Source organism: Parendozoicomonas sp. 209JJ7-1, from assembly GCF_058147085.1.
This window is the reverse complement of the sequence record NZ_JBYVJU010000003.1, coordinates 247,121-266,946: the sequence shown is the minus strand read 5'-3', so window position 1 is coordinate 266,946 and position 19,826 is coordinate 247,121. Positions and strand designations below refer to the sequence as shown.

The following is a 19,826-nucleotide window of genomic DNA, read 5'->3' as shown; positions in this document are numbered from 1 at the left end:
AATCTGACTTGTTAATATGAGTCAGAGTTTATCGGAACAGACCCCTATTCATATATATGTAGAAATCAACAAAATACTGACTCTTGCTCCAGGTCAGTTAAGGGATGCTGATCTTCAGGCCAGCGGGACAGGAAATATTTCAATACGGTTTGCGCATTAACCTTCTGCAGGGAAGAAGGAGACCATACGGGAGAGGTGTCCGGTTCAATCAGTAACGTCCGTACGCCTTCGACAAAATTTCCGTCCTTAAGCACCTGAACAACCATATTCAGTTCCATTCTGAATACGTCTGCCAGGGACATCCCCTGTGACCGCCGCAACTGCTCAGCCACCAGCCAGGCAGAAGTCGGGCAGCCATGTTCCAGGATTTCTGCTGCTTTCTGCCACCAGCGCCCTTGCCGGGCCTTCAGCTCTTCAAGAATGCGCTCAGGGGTTCCTTGCTCTGTAACGGCCTGAATATCCGCAAAATTCTGCTCCAGAGGAGATTCAGGAATACTAGACTCTCTCTGCTCTTCTATTTCAGACAAGAGCTGGCTGAGTTGGCCCTTCCTTCTGGAAACCTCACCCCACGGCCGAGCCTGCATTGCTGCAATCACAGACTCCAGCATGCCATCATCCAGCATATAATCCGCAAGTCCTGTAAACAGTGCATCGCCGGCATTAATACGGGTGCCGGTCAGCCCCAGGAACAAGCCTGTCCGGCCAGGCATTCGCCCAAGAATCCAGCTGCCCCCCACATCGGGGAACAGGCCAATAGAAATTTCCGGCATGGCCAGTTTTGAAGAAGGTGTCACGATACGGTGGGAAGCACCGGCCATCAGACCGATTCCGCCCCCCATAACAATACCGCTGCCCCAGCAAAGAATTGGTTTCGGGAACACATGAATCAGGTAATCGAGGCGGTACTCCCGGGTAAAAAAGCTTTCCCCATGGATATTCTCGCCATCACGGCTATCAAGAATAGAGTCCCGAAGCTTTCGAATATCTCCCCCGGCACAGAAGGCCCTTTTTCCGGCACCATCCAGAATCACCACGACAATAGAAGAATCCTCAGCCCACAGCCGCAGCTGCTGGTAGAGCAGGTCGATCATATCCAGGGTCAGCGCATTTAATGAAGGCTCAGCATTCAGGGTGGCCCGGCCGATACGGCCTCCCGTGCCGCAGGAATATTCCTGAAATGTTACCTGACAGTTTTCTGTCATAAACCAATCCTCTCCATTCTGAAGTCACTGCAATGTCATTAGGCCAGCCAGACAGGCCCCTTTCAAACTCTCCGGTTAAAGAGCACTGCCCCGAACACGATAACCCCTTGAGAGCTTTAAACCCGGAGCGGCGAATATGCCCGTCTCAGTAGAAATCAGTCAACAGAAAACCAAGTCTTGCTCAGAGCTTCTTTGTGATCGTCTCGACGCGACCATAGCTCAATCCAGGAAAGAACTCGCAGCTTTCAGCCAGACCAAGCAGGATCTTGAGTTTGAGCCTGGCCTGCTGAAAAAGGCAATCGGCATGAGGCTTGGCTCAAAAGAAGATATCCAGCAGGTCATGGCGGAAATGAAAGAGTGGAAGGCTGAAGTCAAAAATGACGTAAAAGCCACCGTGATGAGCAAGAAACAGGAACTCAAGCTGGAACGCAAAACCCGACGCAAGAACCAGCAGGCTACTCTCCGGCAGGCAGGCGTACAGCCCGATGTGCAGGCACCGGCCAGAAAGAAGAAAAAACGCGGCGGATTTATCTGATCAGGAGGCAGGAATATGTCCCAGATTAACGGACCCGGTGTAAGCGGCGTCAATTCGGCGCAAAGTCTTAAAGGGGTCGATACAAAAGACAAAAACCTCAGCATCGCCGACCTGAATATGCTGGTGATGCTGGAGCGTTCAGAGATTCTCGACAAACAGATCCGGGACCAGATCGGCCTTGTTCATAAAAAGAACGAGCAGATGAGGAGCCTGAACCAGATTCAGTCCAAGCTGATCAACCATAAAAGCACTACAACTGCGGTAGACAAAAACACCTGGGCGGTTAACCACGATGCCACGCCAAAAGAGATCGCCCTGGATAACGGTTACAAAATCCAGATTCACGGTAGTGATGAGAAGTGGAGTATTGTCGACGCCAATGGCAATAAAACCGATATCTGGGGCGACCCCCACGTTACAGAGGGGGACAGAGGAGGCGGCAAACACTGGGATTTCCAGAAGGATGCAACGTTTACCCTTGATGATGGCACCAAAATCACCTGCAAATGCAAGGGGAAGAATGATGGTAATCCGGGTATCTACTCCAATGAACTGGTTATCACCAAGGGTAACCAGTCCATCAGCGTGACCGGTATCGCAGATAACGACCCCCAGATTGGTCAGCCAAAACTGGATGGTGCCAAGGTGGATGCCGATACCAACGACGGTTTTATCTTCAAAATGGGCGATCAGGTTGATGACTGGCTCTTCGAAGGCAGTGAAATCGAGGGTGAATTTAAAAATGTTACCGAAGGCAAGCAGGCTCTGAATCACGAAGAAGCCATGAAAGCCACAAACGACAGTATGCTCAACAGCGTATTGACCCAGGAAGAGCGCAACCTGCTGTCTGAGCTGGGTATTACCATCCACGACGCCAGTGGCGCTGGCATGCTCACACCGGAAGAAATCGGCAACCTGACTACACAGATCAAAAGCACCAAGGAAACCCTGACCAGCATGTCCCAGCTGGATATGGTGCAGCTGCAGTCCATGACCGGCAAATACGAGCAGACCAACTCCCTGGCCTCCCAGGTGATGAAGCAGCAGTACTCCCAGGCCAAGGAAATTATACGGAATATCTGATGAGCACCGACCACGGCAGACAGTCTTCATCCCCGACCAGCGATACCGACTTGCGCGATATTCTGGCTGACAGTGACAAACTGATCAAAGATGGCGATAAAAGCCTTGAGCGGCTGGAAAAAGCTCGCAAACTAATGGGGTTGAAAGCCGGAGCCTGCAAAGAGTTTCTGGAACATATCCCCGAATCCGGGGACAAGATGCAAAAGGCCAGAAAAGAATTGGACAGTTTTCTGAGCGACAAGACCCAGGAAGAGAACCTGAAAAGCACTGCTGAAGGCGATAAAAGCAAAGATAGGAAGCGCAGCAATCTGACCAAAGCCATGAACAAAAAGCTGCGCATCTGAATTAACACAATCCTTCTAACTTATTCCAAGCCTCTCACATCACCTCTGGCTGGAACCCTGCCTCTGCAACAACTTCATCAAGCTGCCAGTTCACCGGTTGATAGCCGTGTTGTTCCAGGTAGGCATTAGCCTGGGAAAAAGGACGGCTGCCAAAGAACCCCCGGTAAGCAGATAAAGGCGAAGGGTGAGGAGACTTAATCACAAAATGGCGGTTGGTATCAATAAAACTGCCCTTACGCTGCGCATAGCCGCCCCACAGGATAAACACGATATGATCCCGATGATCATTCAGCTCCCGAATAATCCGATCAGTAAATTCTTCCCAACCCCGTCCCTGATGGGAAGCGGCCTGTTTGTGTTGTACAGACAGAACACTGTTCAGCAACAGCACACCTTCCCGAGTCCACTGCTCCAGAAACCCATGGTGAACGGGAGGAATACCAAGATCACTTTCCAGCTCCTTATAAATATTCACCAGGGAAGGAGGAATCTGGATACCGGGGCGAACAGAAAAACTTAAACCATGGGCCTGACCCGGGCCGTGATAAGGATCCTGGCCAAGAATCACCACCTTTACCTCTTTAAAAGGTGTCAGATCCATAGCCCGGAAATATTCCGCCCCCTCGGGATAAATGGTTTTGCCGGCCTGTTTTTCACTGACAAGAAAAGCCCTGAGCCGCTGCATATAGTCCCTGGCAAACTCATCACCGATACGTCTCTTCCAGCTCTCCGCCAATCTTATCTCCGGCATAACACCACTCCCGAAACATGGATATGAAAACAATGACTCCCAGAAAGTTAACTTATTCCGAGAAAGATGAACATCGAACCGGGCGATGCTTGTTATCAACCAGAAGACCGGTTACAGAACCAGAATTCCTGTGGCTGACACCGGCAAAAACGAGATACCCCTGCTCACAATAAGCAGTAAACCCTGACGGCTTTGAAGACACCACCTGGGATTGCCCCTCACTGTTAGCGATCAGGGAGAATTCAGCAACATAAAGCGCATCCTGCTCAGAGGAATAACGCAGATACCCATAATGACTCAGGGCTGTGACTGTACCGGTTATGCAAACCAGTGCGACAAGGATTAACCGGGCTGGCTGGTTAAATTTCATAAGACCCCGCTGCTCACTCAAAAACCTTAAAAGGCTCTCTTAAAAAACCTCCGAAAGATCCTTCCAAAAGAGCGCGGGACCATTTTATCGGGGAATCAGAACGGCGTCAGTTGTTCTCTGGAAACCGCCTGAAGAATATGTTGCAGGCTGCGCATAAGAATCCCGCGCATCTGTGATTCATTAAACTGCCCGGGGGGTAATAAAAGACCTTCATACTCAGCTGTTCCCAGAATGGACATCATAATTTCCGCGTCCTGTTCCGGCTTTACCGAACCTGCTCTGGTAAACAGGGTGACCAGGTCTGTCAGCAGCAGCTCTGCATGTTTGCTGACAATATTTTTCAACTGCTCATTACGCAGACACTCCAGACGAAACGCCTGTTCCGCCAACAGGTGCTCTCGATGATTCAGCAACTGATCCCGAAGATAATCCAGCAGCATACCCATAATCTGATCAGGATTATCAGCAAGGAGGTCAGGCTCGCCGGAGAAAGCAGGGCCAGCGCTGGAATGCTCACTATAGCCGGGGGGCAAAAAAGAACGGTACTTCTTCGCGCCCATTTCTACAAAAAGAGTGAAAGTGTCGGTAATAAGGTCTGAAATATCTTTGAAATAGTAGGTTGTTGCGGACAGGGGAACATCCGCTTCTCTGGCAACAGCCCTGTGCCGGACCCCCCGGACACCTTCGCGAACAACAATACGAAGAGCAGCTTCAAGAATGGCTTTACGTCTCTGCTCACTTCCGACCCGGCTGGTCTTGCGCCCCTGGTACTTCAGTGGGGGGATTTTGGGAACGTCGGAATGTAATGTTTCGCTGATAATAACTTCCACCGGAAACGCCTTATTTTACCTGAGGAATCACCCAGTCCCTGGCGACTGTTCTCCTGAATGGCTGGCTCCTTTACAGAGGAACCAGCCCGGGTCTTGCAAATATTCCGTTCGACTTATGCTTCAGGGCGCATATGCGGGAACAGAATCACATCACGAATGGACGGTGAGTCGGTAAACAGCATAGCCAGACGATCAATACCAATACCTTCACCGGCAGTCGGCGGCAGGCCGTATTCCAGTGCCCGCACATAGTCCGCATCGTAATGCATGGCCTCATCATCACCGGCGTCCTTCTCCTGAACCTGCTGCATGAAACGCTCATGCTGATCTTCAGGATCATTCAGCTCGGAGAAGCCGTTAGCCAGCTCACGACCACCCACAAAGAATTCAAAGCGGTCGGTGATATGAGGGTTGTCGTCGTTACGACGGGCCAGGGGCGAGACTTCAGCCGGATATTCGGTAATGAAAGTGGGCTGCATCAGGCGATGCTCAGCCACTTCCTCGAAGATCTCGGTCTGCAGCTTACCCAGCCCCCAGGTGCTCTTAACCTCAATGCCGAGGTCCCTGGCAACCAGCTTGGCGGCCTCAAAATCGGTGACCTGCTCAACAGTCAGAGCGGAATTATAGTGCAAAATAGCCTCAACCAGGGTCATCCGTACAAACGGCTTGCCAAAATCGTACTCATGGGTTTCAGCAACCTCGCCATCGCTGTTACGCACGGTGTTCACCAGGGTAGTGGTGCCGAGGATATCCCGGGCCAGGGTGCGCAGCATATCTTCCGTCAGGTCCATCAGGTCCCTGTAGTCTGCGTAGGACTGGTAGAACTCCAGCATGGTGAATTCAGGGTTGTGACGAACGGACAGGCCTTCGTTACGGAAGTTTCGGTTAATTTCAAACACCCGTTCGAAACCACCCACAACCAGACGCTTCAGGTACAGCTCGGGAGCAATCCGCATATACATCTGGATATCCAGACTGTTGTGGTGGGTGATAAACGGACGGGCAGAAGCACCGCCGGGAATCACCTGCAGCATGGGAGTTTCCACTTCCATAAAGTCGCGGTCAGCCAGGTAACGACGGATACCGTCGATCAGCTTGGAGCGAATCAGGAACACTTCCCGGGACTTTTCGCTGGTGATCAGGTCCACATAGCGCTGACGGTAGCGCATTTCGATATCGGCCAGACCCTTGTGCTTATCCGGCAGGGGACGCAGGGCCTTGGTGAGCAGCTCAAAATTCTCGATTTCAACAAACAGCTCGCCCTTGCCGGAGCGCTGCAGGTTACCGGAAATACCGATGATATCACCCAGGTCGAGGGTCTTGATCTCGGCCAGCACCTTCTCATCCAGGGTCTTACGGTTGACGTAAGCCTGGACACGGCCAGTCATATCCTGCAGCACCATGAACGCGCCACGGTTACGGATAACCCGGCCAGCTACGCTGGCACGGTGGCCTGCGGCTTCCAGGGAGGCTTTGTCCTGGTCCTGGTATTTTTCCTGCAGGCGTGCCGCATAGCTGTCCCGGCGGAAGCTGTTGGGATAAGCGTTACGCTCAGCACGAATAGCGCCGAGCTTTTCACGACGCTGGGCAATCAGCCTGTTCTCTTCCTGCTGCTGTTCGCCGGTGGTGTCTGCTATATTTTTGTTCGACTGTTCAGTGGACATTAGACTCAAACCTGAAAATCACGGAACGGGGCTGCTGCCTTTTGGGCATGCAGCCCCGCTCCAGAGTGAGGGTTTACAACATATTAAAACGACCTGGGCAGGGTCGCCATACCAGGGTGCTCTGTCCGTTGGGTCAGAGGCCCTGTTTCAGACTGGCTTCAATAAAACGATCAAGATTTCCATCAAGCACCGCCTGGGTATTCCTTGTTTCCACACCGGTACGCAAGTCCTTGATACGGGAGTCATCCAGAACATAGGAACGAATCTGGCTGCCCCAGCCAATATCGGCCTTGCTGTCTTCCAGGGCCTGGGCTTCCGCAGTGCGCTTCTGCATCTCGTGCTCATACAGCTTGGCTTTCAGCTGCTGCATGGCCTTGTCCTTGTTCTGGTGCTGGGAACGCTGGTTCTGGCACGCGCACACAATACCCGTGGGTACGTGGGTAATCCGTACCGCCGAATCGGTGGTATTTACGTGCTGACCACCGGCACCACTGGAGCGGTAGGTGTCGATACGCAGGTCGGCGGGATTGATTTCAATTTCGATATTGTCATCAATCTCCGGAGACACAAACACGGAAGAAAACGACGTATGCCGACGACCACCAGAGTCAAAGGGAGACTTCCGCACCAGGCGATGAACCCCGGTTTCGGTTCTCAACCAGCCAAAGGCGTATTCACCGGTAAACTGGACAGTGGCTGATTTCAGCCCCGCCACTTCACCAGCAGATGCTTCAATAATCTCGCATTTGAAGCCTTTGTCCTCCCCCCAGCGCAGATACATACGCAGCAGCATATTGGCCCAGTCCTGGGCTTCTGTACCACCGGAACCGGCCTGAATATCGAGGTAGGCGTTGTTAGCGTCCATCTCACCGGAGAACATCCGGCGGAACTCAAGTTTTTCCAGCTGTTCTTTCAGGCTGGCCAGTTCACTGACAACTTCTTCAACGCCGTCTTCATCACCCTCTTCCACCGCCATATCCAGTAGTTCACCGGCGTCAGCCAGCCCCTGGTCCATGTTGTCGATGGTTTTTACGATCCCTTCCAGCTGAGAACGCTCACGGCCCAGAGCCTGGGCATTGTCCGGATCATTCCAGACAGCGGGATCTTCGAGCTCACGCTCAACTTCTACCAGCCGATCTTTTCTGCCGGCATAGTCAAAGATACCCCCTAAGAACGTCAGTGCGCTCTCTCATATCCCTGATATCATTCAGGATTGGATTAACTTCCATCTCGGATTCCAGTAATAGCTGCTGCGGGTAAAAATCAAGGGCGTAAATCTACCAGAACATGACCTGCGACAAAATAGCTGTTTTCTGCGTACAGTCCTTCATCCATCCATAAGAGCAGGCCAGAACAAACCGCCCTGTCACAGCGGTGGCACTGCCTGCTCCAGCCCTTCATGCGCTACGGTGACACCGGAGCCTCAGCAGTTATTCACAACGGATTGATTATTTACCGGCACCGGACCAGACATGGGGAAGAAGTTTCACACGACCGACCAAAGCATCCCCATGCCCCCGTTCATAAAGCCTGAGCCTGGTATTGGCCGTTTCTACATACACCATTTCTTCTGCTGACATAGGGGTAGCCTTAACAACATTCTTAAAAGCCTGCCTGGATCTTTCATGCTTTCCAACCTTACGCAGGGCATCTCCGCAGGCAAAATGCAGGGAAAGAGGGATCACTTTATATTGGGGCATCAACTCATCAATAGTTGCCAAGATATCTTCTTCTTTAAAATTGTACGTCGCCCCGGTTATACCCCCCACTCTCTTTACCGTATTCATTGTCATCCTCACTGCCGCATCTGTGAATGAACTCAAACTCCAGCCTCCTTGACTGGAGCTGGAACCAGTCTGAGCAGGCGCTCTATGAAATGCCTCCAGATAACCAGCCTCCATTCCCGTTAGCATAACCCTGTATGCGGGATCTCCCTGAGGGTGATCTGTGGTTTTACTTTTTTTGCACCACTTTCCACAAAGTTCATAGACTCTGGTAAAAGCCTGGGAAACATCCACTACTCCCAGGGAACTCTTTTTTATATCCAGGTCTTTAATACGTGCGTATACCATCCACTTAACCAAATCCGGGAACGGTTGCAGCGCTTCAAACCCCTCATCGGATATCAGTTCTGCCCCTTCTTTCGCCCATTTTTTACGCCGCTTTTCACCACTGGGGTCTTCTGAAGTCTCCGGCAGCGGTAAAAAACCGGAAATAGACAGCGCCCGAACAGCAATGGGAATCCCTGCATATTCAGCAGCTTTTCCCAGCAGACGGGCATTTTCAAAATGTCCGTTATAAAGTTCGAGGTGTCCCTTGATCAGGGTGTCGGAGAGAATCGCGCTGAGCTTCCTTTTTTCTCTGATCTGGGTGTCAATCCCAAACTTCTGGAAGGTTCGATAAGTTCGCGTATTTGACTCAAACCGGGCTTTGAAACCCTGTAGTTTATCCAGCAACTCTTGGGCATATGCCTCATCAGGAAAGGGGGCATCAAATAACCCACCCAGGACCTTCCAGTTTTGCTGCATTGTTTCCACAGTTACTTCATCTACCTGAAAGCCTGCAGGCATGTCTGGCAAAGTGTCCGCGGCTCGCCCCGGAAGGGTTACCCCCCAAAGCACCAGAAAGAAAAACCACCCAAAGAAAACTCTATGACCAGACATATCTGAACCCGCCTCGGAAAAGGAACAGACATCATAGACAAAGCCAGATATTACGCTGGTTCAAAATAGTAAGTCGTCATATAAACAATCCGGCGCTTCCACCAGATAACTATCCTGCGGCAATTGGAGAAATTCCCGGTTCATTATTTACCGGCACGCGTCCAGACATAGGGAATCAATTTCTCGCGCCCAGCAAAAGCCTTACTATCACCCTTATGGTAGAGCCTGATCCGAGCATTGGCCGTTTGGTAATACACCATTTCTTCTGCCGACACGGGGCTAGCTTCAACAACTTCTTTGAAAGACTTTCTGGCTTCCTCGAACTTTCCTGCTTTGCGCAAAGCGTCACCATAAACAAAGTACAGAGAAAGAGGCATGGGTTCAAAGCAGGGCTTCAGCTTATCCACAGTTTCCATGATCTCTTCTTCTCTGAAGTTATACGTCAACTTCGTCATATCCCCGACACTTTTTACCACTCCTTTCATTTTCCCCAGAAACCAGCCGAAGTGAGTCTTATCACCGGCTCTTCTTCGGAATGCCGATAAATAACCGATCTGCATCCCTGCCTTCATAATTCTGTATACAGGATCTCCGTCAGGCATTAAATCTGTTGCACTCTCCCTGCAGCAATGCTCGCAAAGCTCATACACTCTGGTAAAAGTCGAAGCAATATCCACTATTCCAAGAGAGTTCTTCTGAATATCCAGGTCTCTGATGCGCGCACAGACCATCCACTTAACCAGATCCGGTATCGGTTTCAGCTGATAAAATTCTTCCTCAGATATGAGTTCTGCCGCCTCTTTTGTCCACGCTTTACGTCGCTTCTCACCTGAGGGGTCTTCTTCAGTGGCCGCAAGGGGTAGAAAACCGGAAATCATCAGAGCCCGCACAACAAGGGGAACTCCTGCATAGCCCGCTGCTTTCCCCAGCTGACGGGCATTTTCAAAATGTCCGTTATAGAATTCAAGATGCCCTTTGATCAGGGTCTGAGAAAGAATCGCGCTAAGTTCCTGGGTCTCATCCGTATCAATTTTAAATTTCCGAAACGTATCGCAATCACGAATATTTTGCTCAAGCTGGCCTTTCAAGCTCCGCAGTTTACCCAGCAAGTCTTCGGCATAGCACTGATCAGGAAAAGGAGCGCCAAACAGCCCTCCCAGCGAAGCCCAGTGTTGACGCATTTTTGCCTCGTCCACTTCCGGAACCCGATAATCATCAGGCAAATCTGGCAACATTGCCAGGGAACGTCCCAGCAGCATAAACCATAATACGAGGAGGAAACACAAACGCAAAAACACGTAATTATTCACTGTCACTGAAATCTGCCTCTCAAAATGAAGCAGACAGAATAGACAAAGCCTGAGTCTGTTAACGTTTACTGATGCAGCACAGGCTCTTCCAACCCTGCACGTACTATGGACTCCGGGAACTTCAAACTCACGCTCAACTTCTTATTTGTAAGGCTGTAGACACTCTGGAAAGATACGGATAGGATTGATAACATTCATAAAAAATGAATGTTTAAAAAATCCCCCTCATAAGCACAAAAATGGAAACGCTGCACGATGTCCCTGAGTGAGCAGACAGTTCGTATTGTAAAATCCACGGCACCGGTTCTGGCTGAACATGGTGAAACAATCACCCGGCACTTTTACCAGACCATGTTCAGCCAACACCCCGAACTGCTGAATATATTTAACGCCACTAATCAGAAAACAGGACGCCAGCAAACCGCCCTGGCCGCGGCCGTTTACGGTTATGCTGCCAATATTGATAACCTTGAAGTCCTGACCGCTGTTGTACAGCGTATTGCCCACAAACACGCCAGCTTTAACATACTGCCGGAACACTATCCGATTGTGGGTGAGAACCTGCTGGGCGCTGTTGCCCATGTCCTTGGTGATGCTGCCACCGATGACATTTTGAATGCCTGGGCAGAGGCCTATCAGCTTCTCGCCAATATCTTTATTGAAGCGGAAGAAGGTATATACCAGAGCAATGCATCTACCCCGGGTGGCTGGAGAGGCACCCGTACATTCAAGGTGACAGCCAAAACCAAAGAGAGTGATCTGATCACTTCCTTCTATCTGGAACCGGAAGACGGTGAGCCTGTTGCTGATTTTATTCCCGGCCAGTACATAGGCATCTATCTGCAGCCGGAAAATTCAGAGAATCGCTGCATTCGCCAATACAGTCTCTCAGATGCGCCTAATGGGAAAGGTTACCGAATCTCAGTGAAACGTGAAGGTACCGGAGACACCAAAGGTTTGATTTCCAATTACCTGCACGACGAAATTCACACAGGTGATACTGTCGAACTCAGTCCTCCCACCGGGGACTTTTTTCTGGACACCAAAGCCGGCACACCTGTTGTGCTGTTAAGCGGTGGCGTTGGCCAGACACCGATGCTCAGCATGCTTAATACCCTGACTCAATCCGGTCCTGAACGCCAAATTGTCTACGTTCACGGCGCACTGAACAGCAGGGTTCACGGATTCAAGGAACATGTAAAAGCACTGGCTGACAAACATGAAAATGTTGAACAGATTCTGTTTTATGACCAGCCCACCGAAAAATGCACAGGTTATGACTTTGCCACTCGAACAGATTTAAAAACGATCCGCAGGCAGATTGAACTGCCAGGAGCCCACTATTACTTCTGTGGTCCCCTGGGTTACATGACCATGGTCAAGGAAGCGCTAAAAGACTGGGGTATTGAGGACGGTCATATTCACTTTGAAGTATTTGGCCCCCATAAAGAGATATAAACGACCGTAACGCCAGCCAACAAAGTTTGAACCTGAGGGGCTTTGAATCTGAAGGACTTTGAATCTGAAGGACAAAAACTGCTGGCGTTACATTCTCAAACAGCTTCAATATGTTCCACCATTAGCTGTACACTACGCCGTCCGCGGAACTCATTAACATCCAGCCGGTAAACCAAGCGTACTTTACTGGCCGAAGGGTTTGGCCAGAGTGCGGTATCCACGTTAAAACAGATGCCGTCAATCCATTCATTACTATCCTCAGACACCACAACCATTTTCAGATGTTTTGCGCCGACAATACGCTGATCCTGCAGTGTAAACACACCATCAAACAGGGGTTCCGGAAAGTTCTGCCCCCAGGGACCGGCTTCCCGCAGCAGTTCCGCTGTTTGCAGATTTAATTCCGAAGAATTCAAAGCGCCATCACTGAGCAATGCCGCTTCCAGCTGGTCAATAGTGAGCAACCGCCGGGCCTCTTGGTCAAAGGCTTCAGAAAACTGTTGATAGTCCTCTTCTTTCAGGGAGAGGCCAGCCGCCATGGCATGGCCACCAAACTTGATAATCAACCCAGGGTGCTTAGTAGACACAGCCTCCAGTGCATCCCGGATATGAAAACCGGGAATAGAACGGGCAGACCCCTTGATCTCACCTTCATTCCCAGGGGCAAAGGCAATCACCGGCCGATGCAGTTGTTCCTTTACCCGTGAAGCCAGAATACCGATCACCCCCTGGTGCCAGTCATCCTGATACAGGCAAACGCCCCAGGGCAGATCTTTCTTATCGTCCAGCTCCAGCCTGGCCAGATCACGCATGGCCTCATTTCTCATACTGTCTTCAATTTCCCGGCGCTCACGATTGAGACCATCCAGCTCACTGGCCAGATGACGGGCATGGGCCGGATCATCGGTAATCAGCAGTTCAATACCGAGGGACATATCGTCCAGACGTCCCGCGGCATTCAAACGGGGCGCAAGGGCAAAGCCCAGATCAGAAGCCACCAGCCGGGCGGGATCACGACGTGCGACTTCAGCTAAAGCCAGAATTCCCGGCCGGGCACGACCAGCACGAATACGACCAATGCCCTGATGCACCAGAATACGGTTATTACTACCCAGTCCAACCACATCCGCAACAGTACCTAAAGCCACGAGATCCAGGAATCCGGCCATATTCGGTTTACTGCCTACGGGACACTGCGCAGACTCAAACCATCCTCTCTGATCGAGTTCTGTGCGCAAACGGCATAATAAGTAAAAGATAACCCCGACTCCGGCGGTATTTTTCCAGGGAAATTCACACCCCGGCTGGTTAGGATTCACAATGGCATCAGCTTCGGGAAGCGTATCACCCGCCAGGTGATGGTCGGTGACGATTACGGTCATACCGGCTTCCTTTGCCGCCCGCACGCCATCAAGACTGGAGATACCATTATCCACCGTCACCAGTACATCCGGCTGACGCTCTTGGGCAACCTTCACGATATCCGGTGACAGGCCGTAGCCATACTCAAAACGGTTAGGTACCAGGAAATCCACAAAGGCGGTGCCCATGGCCCGCAGTGCCAGCACACCGAGCGCAGAGCTGGTAGCACCATCAGCATCAAAGTCGCCGACAATCAGAATTCTCTTGCGCTGTTCGATAGCATTGGCCAGCAAAGATGCCGCCTGCGCCAGGCCTTTCATACTCTGGCCGCTTTCAAGGAACTTCAGGGTGCGTTCAAGCTGTTGTCCACGATGGATGCCACGGGCCTGATAAATACGACGAAGGACGGATGGAAGAGTGTCTGGCAGGTCGGCAGCAGGCGCATTCACCGCGACCTCCCGGCGAATGATGGTAATCGCCATAAGCTGTTTAATAATTCCGGGACTTTAATTTCACCATCTTACATGGTTGGGCCGTCAGACTGATACCCGGGACAGCTCCAGAAGGGTTTCTTCTTGTCCGTGAGCTTCCTCTAATGCCATCAGGGAATCCCGCACGGAGATAATGTGGCTTTCCGCAGCTGCCCGGGCCCTGTCCGGTTGCCTCTGCAGGATCGCCTCAATAATTTGCCGGTGTTGCTGTAGCAGTTTTTCACCCACCTCATGGCTGCTGGGCAACCCAGAGATATTGCTGCTGATACTCTGTCGGAACAGGCTCAGCATGGTGTTCATGGCATAAAGCAGCACCAGGTTGTGGGCGGCTTCAGCAATAGCCACATGCAGGGCCAAATCTGCTTTGCTCTCCTGCTCCCGGTTACCGGAGCGTACACCTTCTTCCAGATCCGCAAAAATACTCTGAAGCCTGGCGCGATCAATATCCGTGGCACGTTCCGCTGCGTAATAGGCGCAGGCACCCTCCAGCAATACGCGAAATTCCAGCACATCCCCCTGGGCATTAGGGTGCTTGCCCAGCATTTCCAGTAATGGATCAACCTGAGAGCGGGTAAGAATATCCGTCACATAGTGTCCACCACCCTGACGAGAGCGAATAATACCCTTGGCTGTGAGCACCTTAAGCCCACCACGCAATGACGGCCGGGAGACATTCATCTGCAAAGCCAGCTGACGTTCCGGCGGCAGGCGATCTCCGGGTTTGTATACCCCCTCAATAATCAGGGCTTCCAGTTCCGAAGTGATCTTTTCAGACAGGGTCCGGTGTTCCAACGATGTGTCTCCACTCAATAGCAACCGGGCTTATTGAAGCGCCCCACCAGCCGACATGCAACCCATAAACATCATCAAACACAAGCAAACAAAAATCATTGACATGTATCGGTTCGGATGTTTACTCTTGCCGAAAATTGGTCTTACCAATTTTTTATACCATATTGATTATTAACTGAAAATAAAAAGATTCGGGGGTTTTCTAATGAGTCCAGGTCTTCAGGCCCTGCTGGCCTTCACTCCCATACTGGTCACGGCCATCCTTCTGGTTGGCATTCGCCTTCCTGCCCGCACCGCCATGCCTGCCGTGTTCCTGCTCACAGCCGGTATTGCGTTTTTTGCATGGGAAGTATCTTTTAATCGTATTCTCGCTTCGTCATTACAGGGGTTAGTTATCACCATCGCAGTTTTATGGATCATCTTCGGAGCCATACTGCTGCTCAACACGCTTAAACACTCCGGAGCAATCACCGCCATCAAGGCGGGCTTTACCGGGATTACTCCAGACCAGCGCATCCAGGCCATCATTATTGCCTGGCTGTTTGGTTCCTTTATCGAAGGCGCCTCCGGTTTTGGTACTCCGGCGGCAATTGTTGCCCCACTGCTGGTTGCTATCGGCTTCCCGGCCATGGCGGCGGTGATGGCAGGAATGATGATCCAGAGCACACCGGTTTCTTTCGGTGCGGTCGGCACTCCTATCATCATCGGTGTGACCAAAGGGCTGGATTCCGACGCTCTCGCAGAGCAACTGGCCACCAACGGCTCCAGCTGGAATACCTTCCTGCAGCTGGTCACCAGTGAAGTCGCCATCATCCATGCGATTGTGGGTATCGCGATTCCGCTGTTCATGGTGATGATGATGACGCGCTTTTTTGGTCGTAACCGCTCCTGGAAAGAGGGCCTGGCGGTCGCGCCTTTCGCGATCTTTGCCGGACTGGCCTTCACCATTCCCTACGCCCTGACCGGCGTCTTCCTTGGACCCGAGTTCCCCTCCCTGCTGGGCGGCCTGACCAGCCTGACCATCGTCACCCTGGCGGCCCGGAAAGGCTTCCTGCTGCCGAAAGAGACCTGGACCTTCGCTCCCCCTGAGCAATGGCCCAGCGAGTGGGTTGGCAAGCTGGAAATCAAACTGGATACCCTGTCCAACCAGAAAGGCATGTCCCTGGTGCGGGCGTGGAGCCCCTATATACTGGTCGCTGTACTGCTGGTGATGACCAGAACCCTGCCGTTTGCCAAGGAGATCTCCAAGGTTATCTCCCTGAATCTCAGCAACATCCTCGGGGAAGTAGGTATCAGCGCCGGTATTCAGCCTCTCTACCTGCCTGGCGGCATTATGGTGCTGGTGGTTCTGGCGACCATCTTCCTGCACCGTATCCCTCTGCGCAGTATGTCGACGGCTCTGAAGGAATCTTCCCGTACCCTGCTGGGTGCTGGCTTTGTGTTGATGTTTACCATCCCCATGGTGCGTATCCTGATCAACTCCGGCGTTAACGACTCCGGTTTTGCCAGCATGCCGGTTTCCATGGCCCGGTTTGTGGCCAGCAGCTTCGGGGAACTCTACACCCTGTTCGCTCCGGCTGTCGGAGCACTGGGGGCCTTTATCGCTGGCTCCAACACCGTCAGTAACATGATGCTGTCCCAGTTCCAGTTCGGTGTCGCGGAAGCCCTGGGACTCTCCACCGCCCTTATGGTCGCCATGCAGGCGGTGGGCGCAGCTGCTGGTAACATGATTGCTATCCATAATGTGGTGGCCGCATCGGCAACGGTTGGTCTGCTGGGACGTGAAGGCGCGACCCTGAGGATGACCATTATTCCGACACTGTACTACGTACTTGCTACCGGCATTCTGGGAACGATTGCCCTGACCATGTTTGGTATTACTGACCCACTGATGGGTTGAACAGAGACTTCACCGGGCTGTCTTTGCAGCCCGGTGTGGCAAGGTAAGAGCCTATGTCTGATGAACTTTTTTACGATGCCATGGGTGGCACCCCACAAGAGCAAAGCCCCACTCATCGCAGCTCCGTCGGTGACCGCAATAACAGACCCTACCCTGCCAAACCCGAACGGGTTTATCTGTACGGCACCTGCCTTCTTGATCTGTTACAGCCCCAGGCCGGACTGGATGCCCTGAAACTGCTGGAACGCGAAGGCATTCAGGTCGAGTTTGCCGAACAGCAGACCTGCTGCGGCCAGCCCGCCTACACCTCAGGCTACGATGATGAAGCCCGCAATGTTGCCAGACTGCAGATGCAGGCCATGCCCGAAGACTGGCCCATTGTGATTCTGTCCGGCTCCTGCGGCGGCATGATGCACCACCATTACCCCAAACTGTTTGCGGGCCAGCCGGAAGAACAACAGGCACAACAGTTTGCTGAAAGGGTGTTTGAATTCACCGAATTTCTGGTTCACATCCTTAACTATCATCCAGAAGACCTTGGCGAGCCAGAGACTGTCACGGTTCACACCTCCTGCACTGCCCGCCGTGAAATGGGCACCCATAAAACCGGCTGGGTGCTGGTCGACGGCCTTCAGCATGTCACCCGGGTGGTCCATGACCATGAAGCCGAGTGCTGCGGCTTTGGTGGCTCCTTCTGCGTGCGCTATCCAGAAATCTCCGGTGCCATGGTGAACGACAAGGTCGCCAATATCACTGCCACCAACAGTACCCGTCTGATCAGCGCCGACTTTGGCTGCCTGATGAATATCAACGGAGCCCTTGAATACCAGAAACAACCACTGCGAGGCACTCACCTGGCCAGTTACCTCTGGGAGCGCACCACCCCTGCCAGTACGGAGGACAGTCATGTCTGATCGTATTCCCCTGCATCAACACCCGTCTGATAATCTCAATTTTGATCAGCGGGTCCATCGGGACCTGAACAATCCCCAGCTGCGCAGTAATTTCCGGGAAGCCATGAACTTCCTGATGGACAAGCGCAGCAGCCGCTTCACCAATGATGACCAGCTCCAGTTGCTGCGGGACAAGGGTGCCAGTATTCGTCGTCGAGCACTTAGTAAATTGCCCGACCTGCTGGAACAGCTGGAAGCCAGACTCCAGCAAAACGGTATTCATGTGCACTGGGCAGAGACCCCGGAACAGGCCAACCAGACTGTTCTTGAGATTGCCCAGAGCCACAATGCCCGCACAATGATCAAGGGCAAGTCCATGGTCAGCGAAGAGACCGAGCTCAACCACTTTCTTGAGCAGGAAGGCATCTCCGCAGTCGAATCCGATATGGGTGAATTCATTCTGCAGCTGGCGGGCGATAAACCTTCCCATATCGTTATGCCGGCCATTCACAAGTCCAGGGAAGAGATTGCTGAACTGTTTGCCAACTCTCTGAAAAACTGTGAATACACTGAAGATGTCGATGCCCTGATTCAGGCAGCCCGAAAAGATCTGCGCAAACAGTTCCGCAATGCCGATATTGGTCTGACCGGCGTGAACTTTATGGTGGCCGAGACCGGTACTCTGGTGCTGGTGGAAAACGAAGGCAATGGTCGTATGGCTACCACAGTGCCAAAAGTCCATATTGCGGTCACAGGCATTGAGAAAGTGATTGAGAACCTCAATGACCTGCCCGCCCTGCTACAGCTGCTAACCAACTCTGCCACCGGTCAGCCGATCACCACCTATGTGAATATGATCTCTTCCCCCCGCAAGGATGGAGAAGATGGTCCGGAAGAGGTGCATCTGGTTCTGCTGGATAACGGTCGTACCATTCCTTTTGCCGATGAAGAGCTGCGCCAGACCCTTCAGTGTATCCGCTGTGCTGCCTGCATGAACCACTGCCCGGTGTATACACGACTGGGGGGTCATGCTTACGGCACCACCTACCCAGGCCCCATTGGCGCTATTCTTTCTCCACACCTTTTGGGAATGGAAACCACCAAAGACCTGCCCAGTGCCTCCACCCTGTGTGGCGCCTGTGGCGACGTCTGCCCGGTGCGTATTCCCATACCGGATATTCTGCGTCGTTTGCGCTATGAAGGGGTCCGTAAGCTTAAGAAAGGCGAAAAAGCGGTTATCAAGGGCCACGGCAGCAAGTTCACCCTGAAAGAGAAAACCGCCTGGCTGGGCTGGAGCCAGCTGTACAAGTCACCATCCCTGTACCGGACCTTTGCCCTGTCCGCCACCCTGATGCGCGGGCTGACACCATCGAAAATGAAAGGCTGGACCGACTACCGCACCACACCCAAGCCGGCCTCAAAAAGCCTGCGCAGCATGATCGCCTCCCATCGCCGTGAGCAACAGAAACAGACGGGGGACAAGTAATGAACCCAAACAGCCGTAACAATATTCTGGATCGCCTGCGGACTGGCCTTGGCCAGACCCAGACCCAGCCCCTGACCAGGGAAGAGGATACCGGCCAGATACCGCCCTTCTCGCTGCCGCCGGAACAGCGTATCGAGCACTTTATCGCAGCCATGTCCGCAGTAAAGACCGAGATTCACAAAACCACTGGGCAACAATGGCCTGTCGTCCTGAACCAGATACTTCAGGAGAAAGGTATTGAACGCCTGCTGATTCCGGCAGAAACTGAAGCTGGACAGACCCTGCAAAACAATCCAGGTCAGCTGGATCTGGTGACTGTTCCAGACGTCCAGAACGCTGCAGATAAAAACGACAGCGACTGGCTGTTTGATGTTCCTGCCGCTTTCACCGGTTGCCGTGGTGCCATCGCCGAGACCGGCAGCCTGGTGCTCTGGCCCAACCCTAAGGAACCCAGAGCTATGTCCCTGGTTCCACCAGTGCACTTCGTCCTGCTGAGAACCAGCCAGATTCATAACACTCTGGCAGAAGTACTGGAGACCGAAGGCTGGGCCAACGGCATGCCAACCAATGCGCTGTTGATTTCCGGCCCCTCAAAAACCGCCGATATTGCCCGTATTCTTGCTTACGGGGCCCACGGCCCAAGGGAACTGATCGTTCTGCTGGTCAATGATACCGAATAACAATTAAATTGC

Annotated in this window: 18 protein-coding genes; 8 read left to right on the top strand and 10 right to left on the bottom strand. The window is 52.4% G+C overall.

All coding sequences use genetic code 11. From position 1 onward, the window contains the following. Positions 1-65: 65 nt before the first annotated feature. Positions 66-1,202, bottom strand: coding sequence for an enoyl-CoA hydratase/isomerase family protein (locus tag ACY2RQ_RS04645; protein WP_490111789.1), 1,137 nt, complete (start codon positions 1,200-1,202; stop codon positions 66-68). 136 nt (positions 1,203-1,338) lie between these two features. Between ACY2RQ_RS04645 and ACY2RQ_RS04640 the strand changes: the two genes are divergently transcribed. From ACY2RQ_RS04640 to ACY2RQ_RS04630, 3 genes are read left to right on the top strand one after another with little or no spacing between them, the layout of a single operon-like run. Continuing rightward, on the top strand, positions 1,339-1,737 hold the full coding sequence (locus ACY2RQ_RS04640) for a hypothetical protein (RefSeq protein ID WP_490111788.1): 399 nt from the start codon (positions 1,339-1,341) through the stop codon (positions 1,735-1,737). Between the two features lie 15 nt (positions 1,738-1,752). Next, a complete protein-coding gene (locus ACY2RQ_RS04635; protein WP_490111787.1) occupies positions 1,753-2,820 on the top strand; it encodes a DUF1521 domain-containing protein in 1,068 nt (355 codons plus the stop codon). Continuing rightward, the gene (locus ACY2RQ_RS04630; protein ID WP_490111786.1) at positions 2,820-3,164 is read left to right on the top strand and encodes a hypothetical protein; all 345 of its coding nucleotides are present in this window, start codon (positions 2,820-2,822) and stop codon (positions 3,162-3,164) included. Before ACY2RQ_RS04635 ends, ACY2RQ_RS04630 begins: the two co-directional genes overlap by 1 nt. 34 nt (positions 3,165-3,198) lie before the next feature. Here ACY2RQ_RS04630 and ung read toward each other — a convergent pair whose 3' ends face one another. The 7 genes from ung to ACY2RQ_RS04595 all read right to left on the bottom strand — a co-directional run bounded on the left by ung (position 3,199) and on the right by ACY2RQ_RS04595 (position 10,758). After that, positions 3,199-3,915 carry a uracil-DNA glycosylase gene (ung, locus tag ACY2RQ_RS04625; RefSeq protein WP_490111785.1) on the bottom strand — a complete coding sequence of 239 codons (717 nt, stop codon included), beginning with the start codon at positions 3,913-3,915 and terminating at the stop codon, positions 3,199-3,201. A gap of 52 nt (positions 3,916-3,967) precedes the next feature. Next, positions 3,968-4,285: a PA3694 family proteiin gene (locus ACY2RQ_RS04620; RefSeq protein ID WP_490111784.1), complete on the bottom strand. Its 318-nt coding sequence runs from the start codon at positions 4,283-4,285 to the stop codon at positions 3,968-3,970. 95 nt (positions 4,286-4,380) lie between these two features. Next, positions 4,381-5,115, bottom strand: coding sequence for a TetR/AcrR family transcriptional regulator (locus ACY2RQ_RS04615; protein WP_490111783.1), 735 nt, complete (start codon positions 5,113-5,115; stop codon positions 4,381-4,383). Positions 5,116-5,228: 113 nt separating this feature from the next. Continuing rightward, positions 5,229-6,779, bottom strand: coding sequence for a lysine--tRNA ligase (gene lysS / locus ACY2RQ_RS04610; RefSeq protein ID WP_490111782.1), 1,551 nt, complete (start codon positions 6,777-6,779; stop codon positions 5,229-5,231). Positions 6,780-6,912: 133 nt separating this feature from the next. After that, a protein-coding gene (gene prfB / locus ACY2RQ_RS04605) for a peptide chain release factor 2 (RefSeq protein WP_490111781.1) occupies positions 6,913-8,008 on the bottom strand; the annotation gives its coding sequence in 2 pieces (ribosomal slippage) (positions 6,913-7,935 and positions 7,937-8,008; 1,095 coding nt in all). A gap of 219 nt (positions 8,009-8,227) precedes the next feature. Continuing rightward, entirely contained in the window at positions 8,228-9,442 is a 1,215-nt protein-coding gene (locus tag ACY2RQ_RS04600) for a hypothetical protein (RefSeq protein ID WP_490111780.1), read from the bottom strand. 143 nt (positions 9,443-9,585) lie between these two features. Continuing rightward, entirely contained in the window at positions 9,586-10,758 is a 1,173-nt protein-coding gene (locus ACY2RQ_RS04595; RefSeq protein ID WP_490111779.1) for a tetratricopeptide repeat protein, read from the bottom strand. 249 nt (positions 10,759-11,007) lie between these two features. On the opposite strand from ACY2RQ_RS04595, the gene hmpA reads away from it, so the two are divergent. Next, positions 11,008-12,210, top strand: a complete 1,203-nt coding sequence (gene hmpA, locus ACY2RQ_RS04590; protein ID WP_490111778.1) for an NO-inducible flavohemoprotein — start codon at positions 11,008-11,010, stop codon at positions 12,208-12,210. Positions 12,211-12,305: 95 nt separating this feature from the next. Here the strand turns inward: hmpA and recJ are convergent, their stop codons facing one another. Next, positions 12,306-14,054, bottom strand: a complete 1,749-nt coding sequence (recJ, locus tag ACY2RQ_RS04585) for a single-stranded-DNA-specific exonuclease RecJ (RefSeq protein WP_490111777.1) — start codon at positions 14,052-14,054, stop codon at positions 12,306-12,308. 54 nt (positions 14,055-14,108) lie between these two features. Then, positions 14,109-14,855: an FCD domain-containing protein gene (locus ACY2RQ_RS04580; RefSeq protein WP_490111776.1), complete on the bottom strand. Its 747-nt coding sequence runs from the start codon at positions 14,853-14,855 to the stop codon at positions 14,109-14,111. Between the two features lie 205 nt (positions 14,856-15,060). Between ACY2RQ_RS04580 and ACY2RQ_RS04575 the strand changes: the two genes are divergently transcribed. Genes ACY2RQ_RS04575 through ACY2RQ_RS04560 form a run of 4 tightly spaced genes read left to right on the top strand, consistent with a single transcriptional unit; the run spans position 15,061 to position 19,814 of the window. Beyond that, on the top strand, positions 15,061-16,755 hold the full coding sequence (locus tag ACY2RQ_RS04575) for an L-lactate permease (RefSeq protein ID WP_490111775.1): 1,695 nt from the start codon (positions 15,061-15,063) through the stop codon (positions 16,753-16,755). A gap of 53 nt (positions 16,756-16,808) precedes the next feature. Further along, positions 16,809-17,669: a (Fe-S)-binding protein gene (locus tag ACY2RQ_RS04570; RefSeq protein ID WP_490111774.1), complete on the top strand. Its 861-nt coding sequence runs from the start codon at positions 16,809-16,811 to the stop codon at positions 17,667-17,669. Then, positions 17,662-19,134, top strand: coding sequence for a LutB/LldF family L-lactate oxidation iron-sulfur protein (locus ACY2RQ_RS04565; RefSeq protein ID WP_490111773.1), 1,473 nt, complete (start codon positions 17,662-17,664; stop codon positions 19,132-19,134). The genes ACY2RQ_RS04570 and ACY2RQ_RS04565 overlap by 8 nt, the downstream gene beginning before the upstream one ends. Further along, positions 19,134-19,814, top strand: a complete 681-nt coding sequence (locus ACY2RQ_RS04560) for a LutC/YkgG family protein (RefSeq protein WP_490111772.1) — start codon at positions 19,134-19,136, stop codon at positions 19,812-19,814. Before ACY2RQ_RS04565 ends, ACY2RQ_RS04560 begins: the two co-directional genes overlap by 1 nt. The last annotated feature ends 12 nt before the right edge of the window (positions 19,815-19,826 follow it).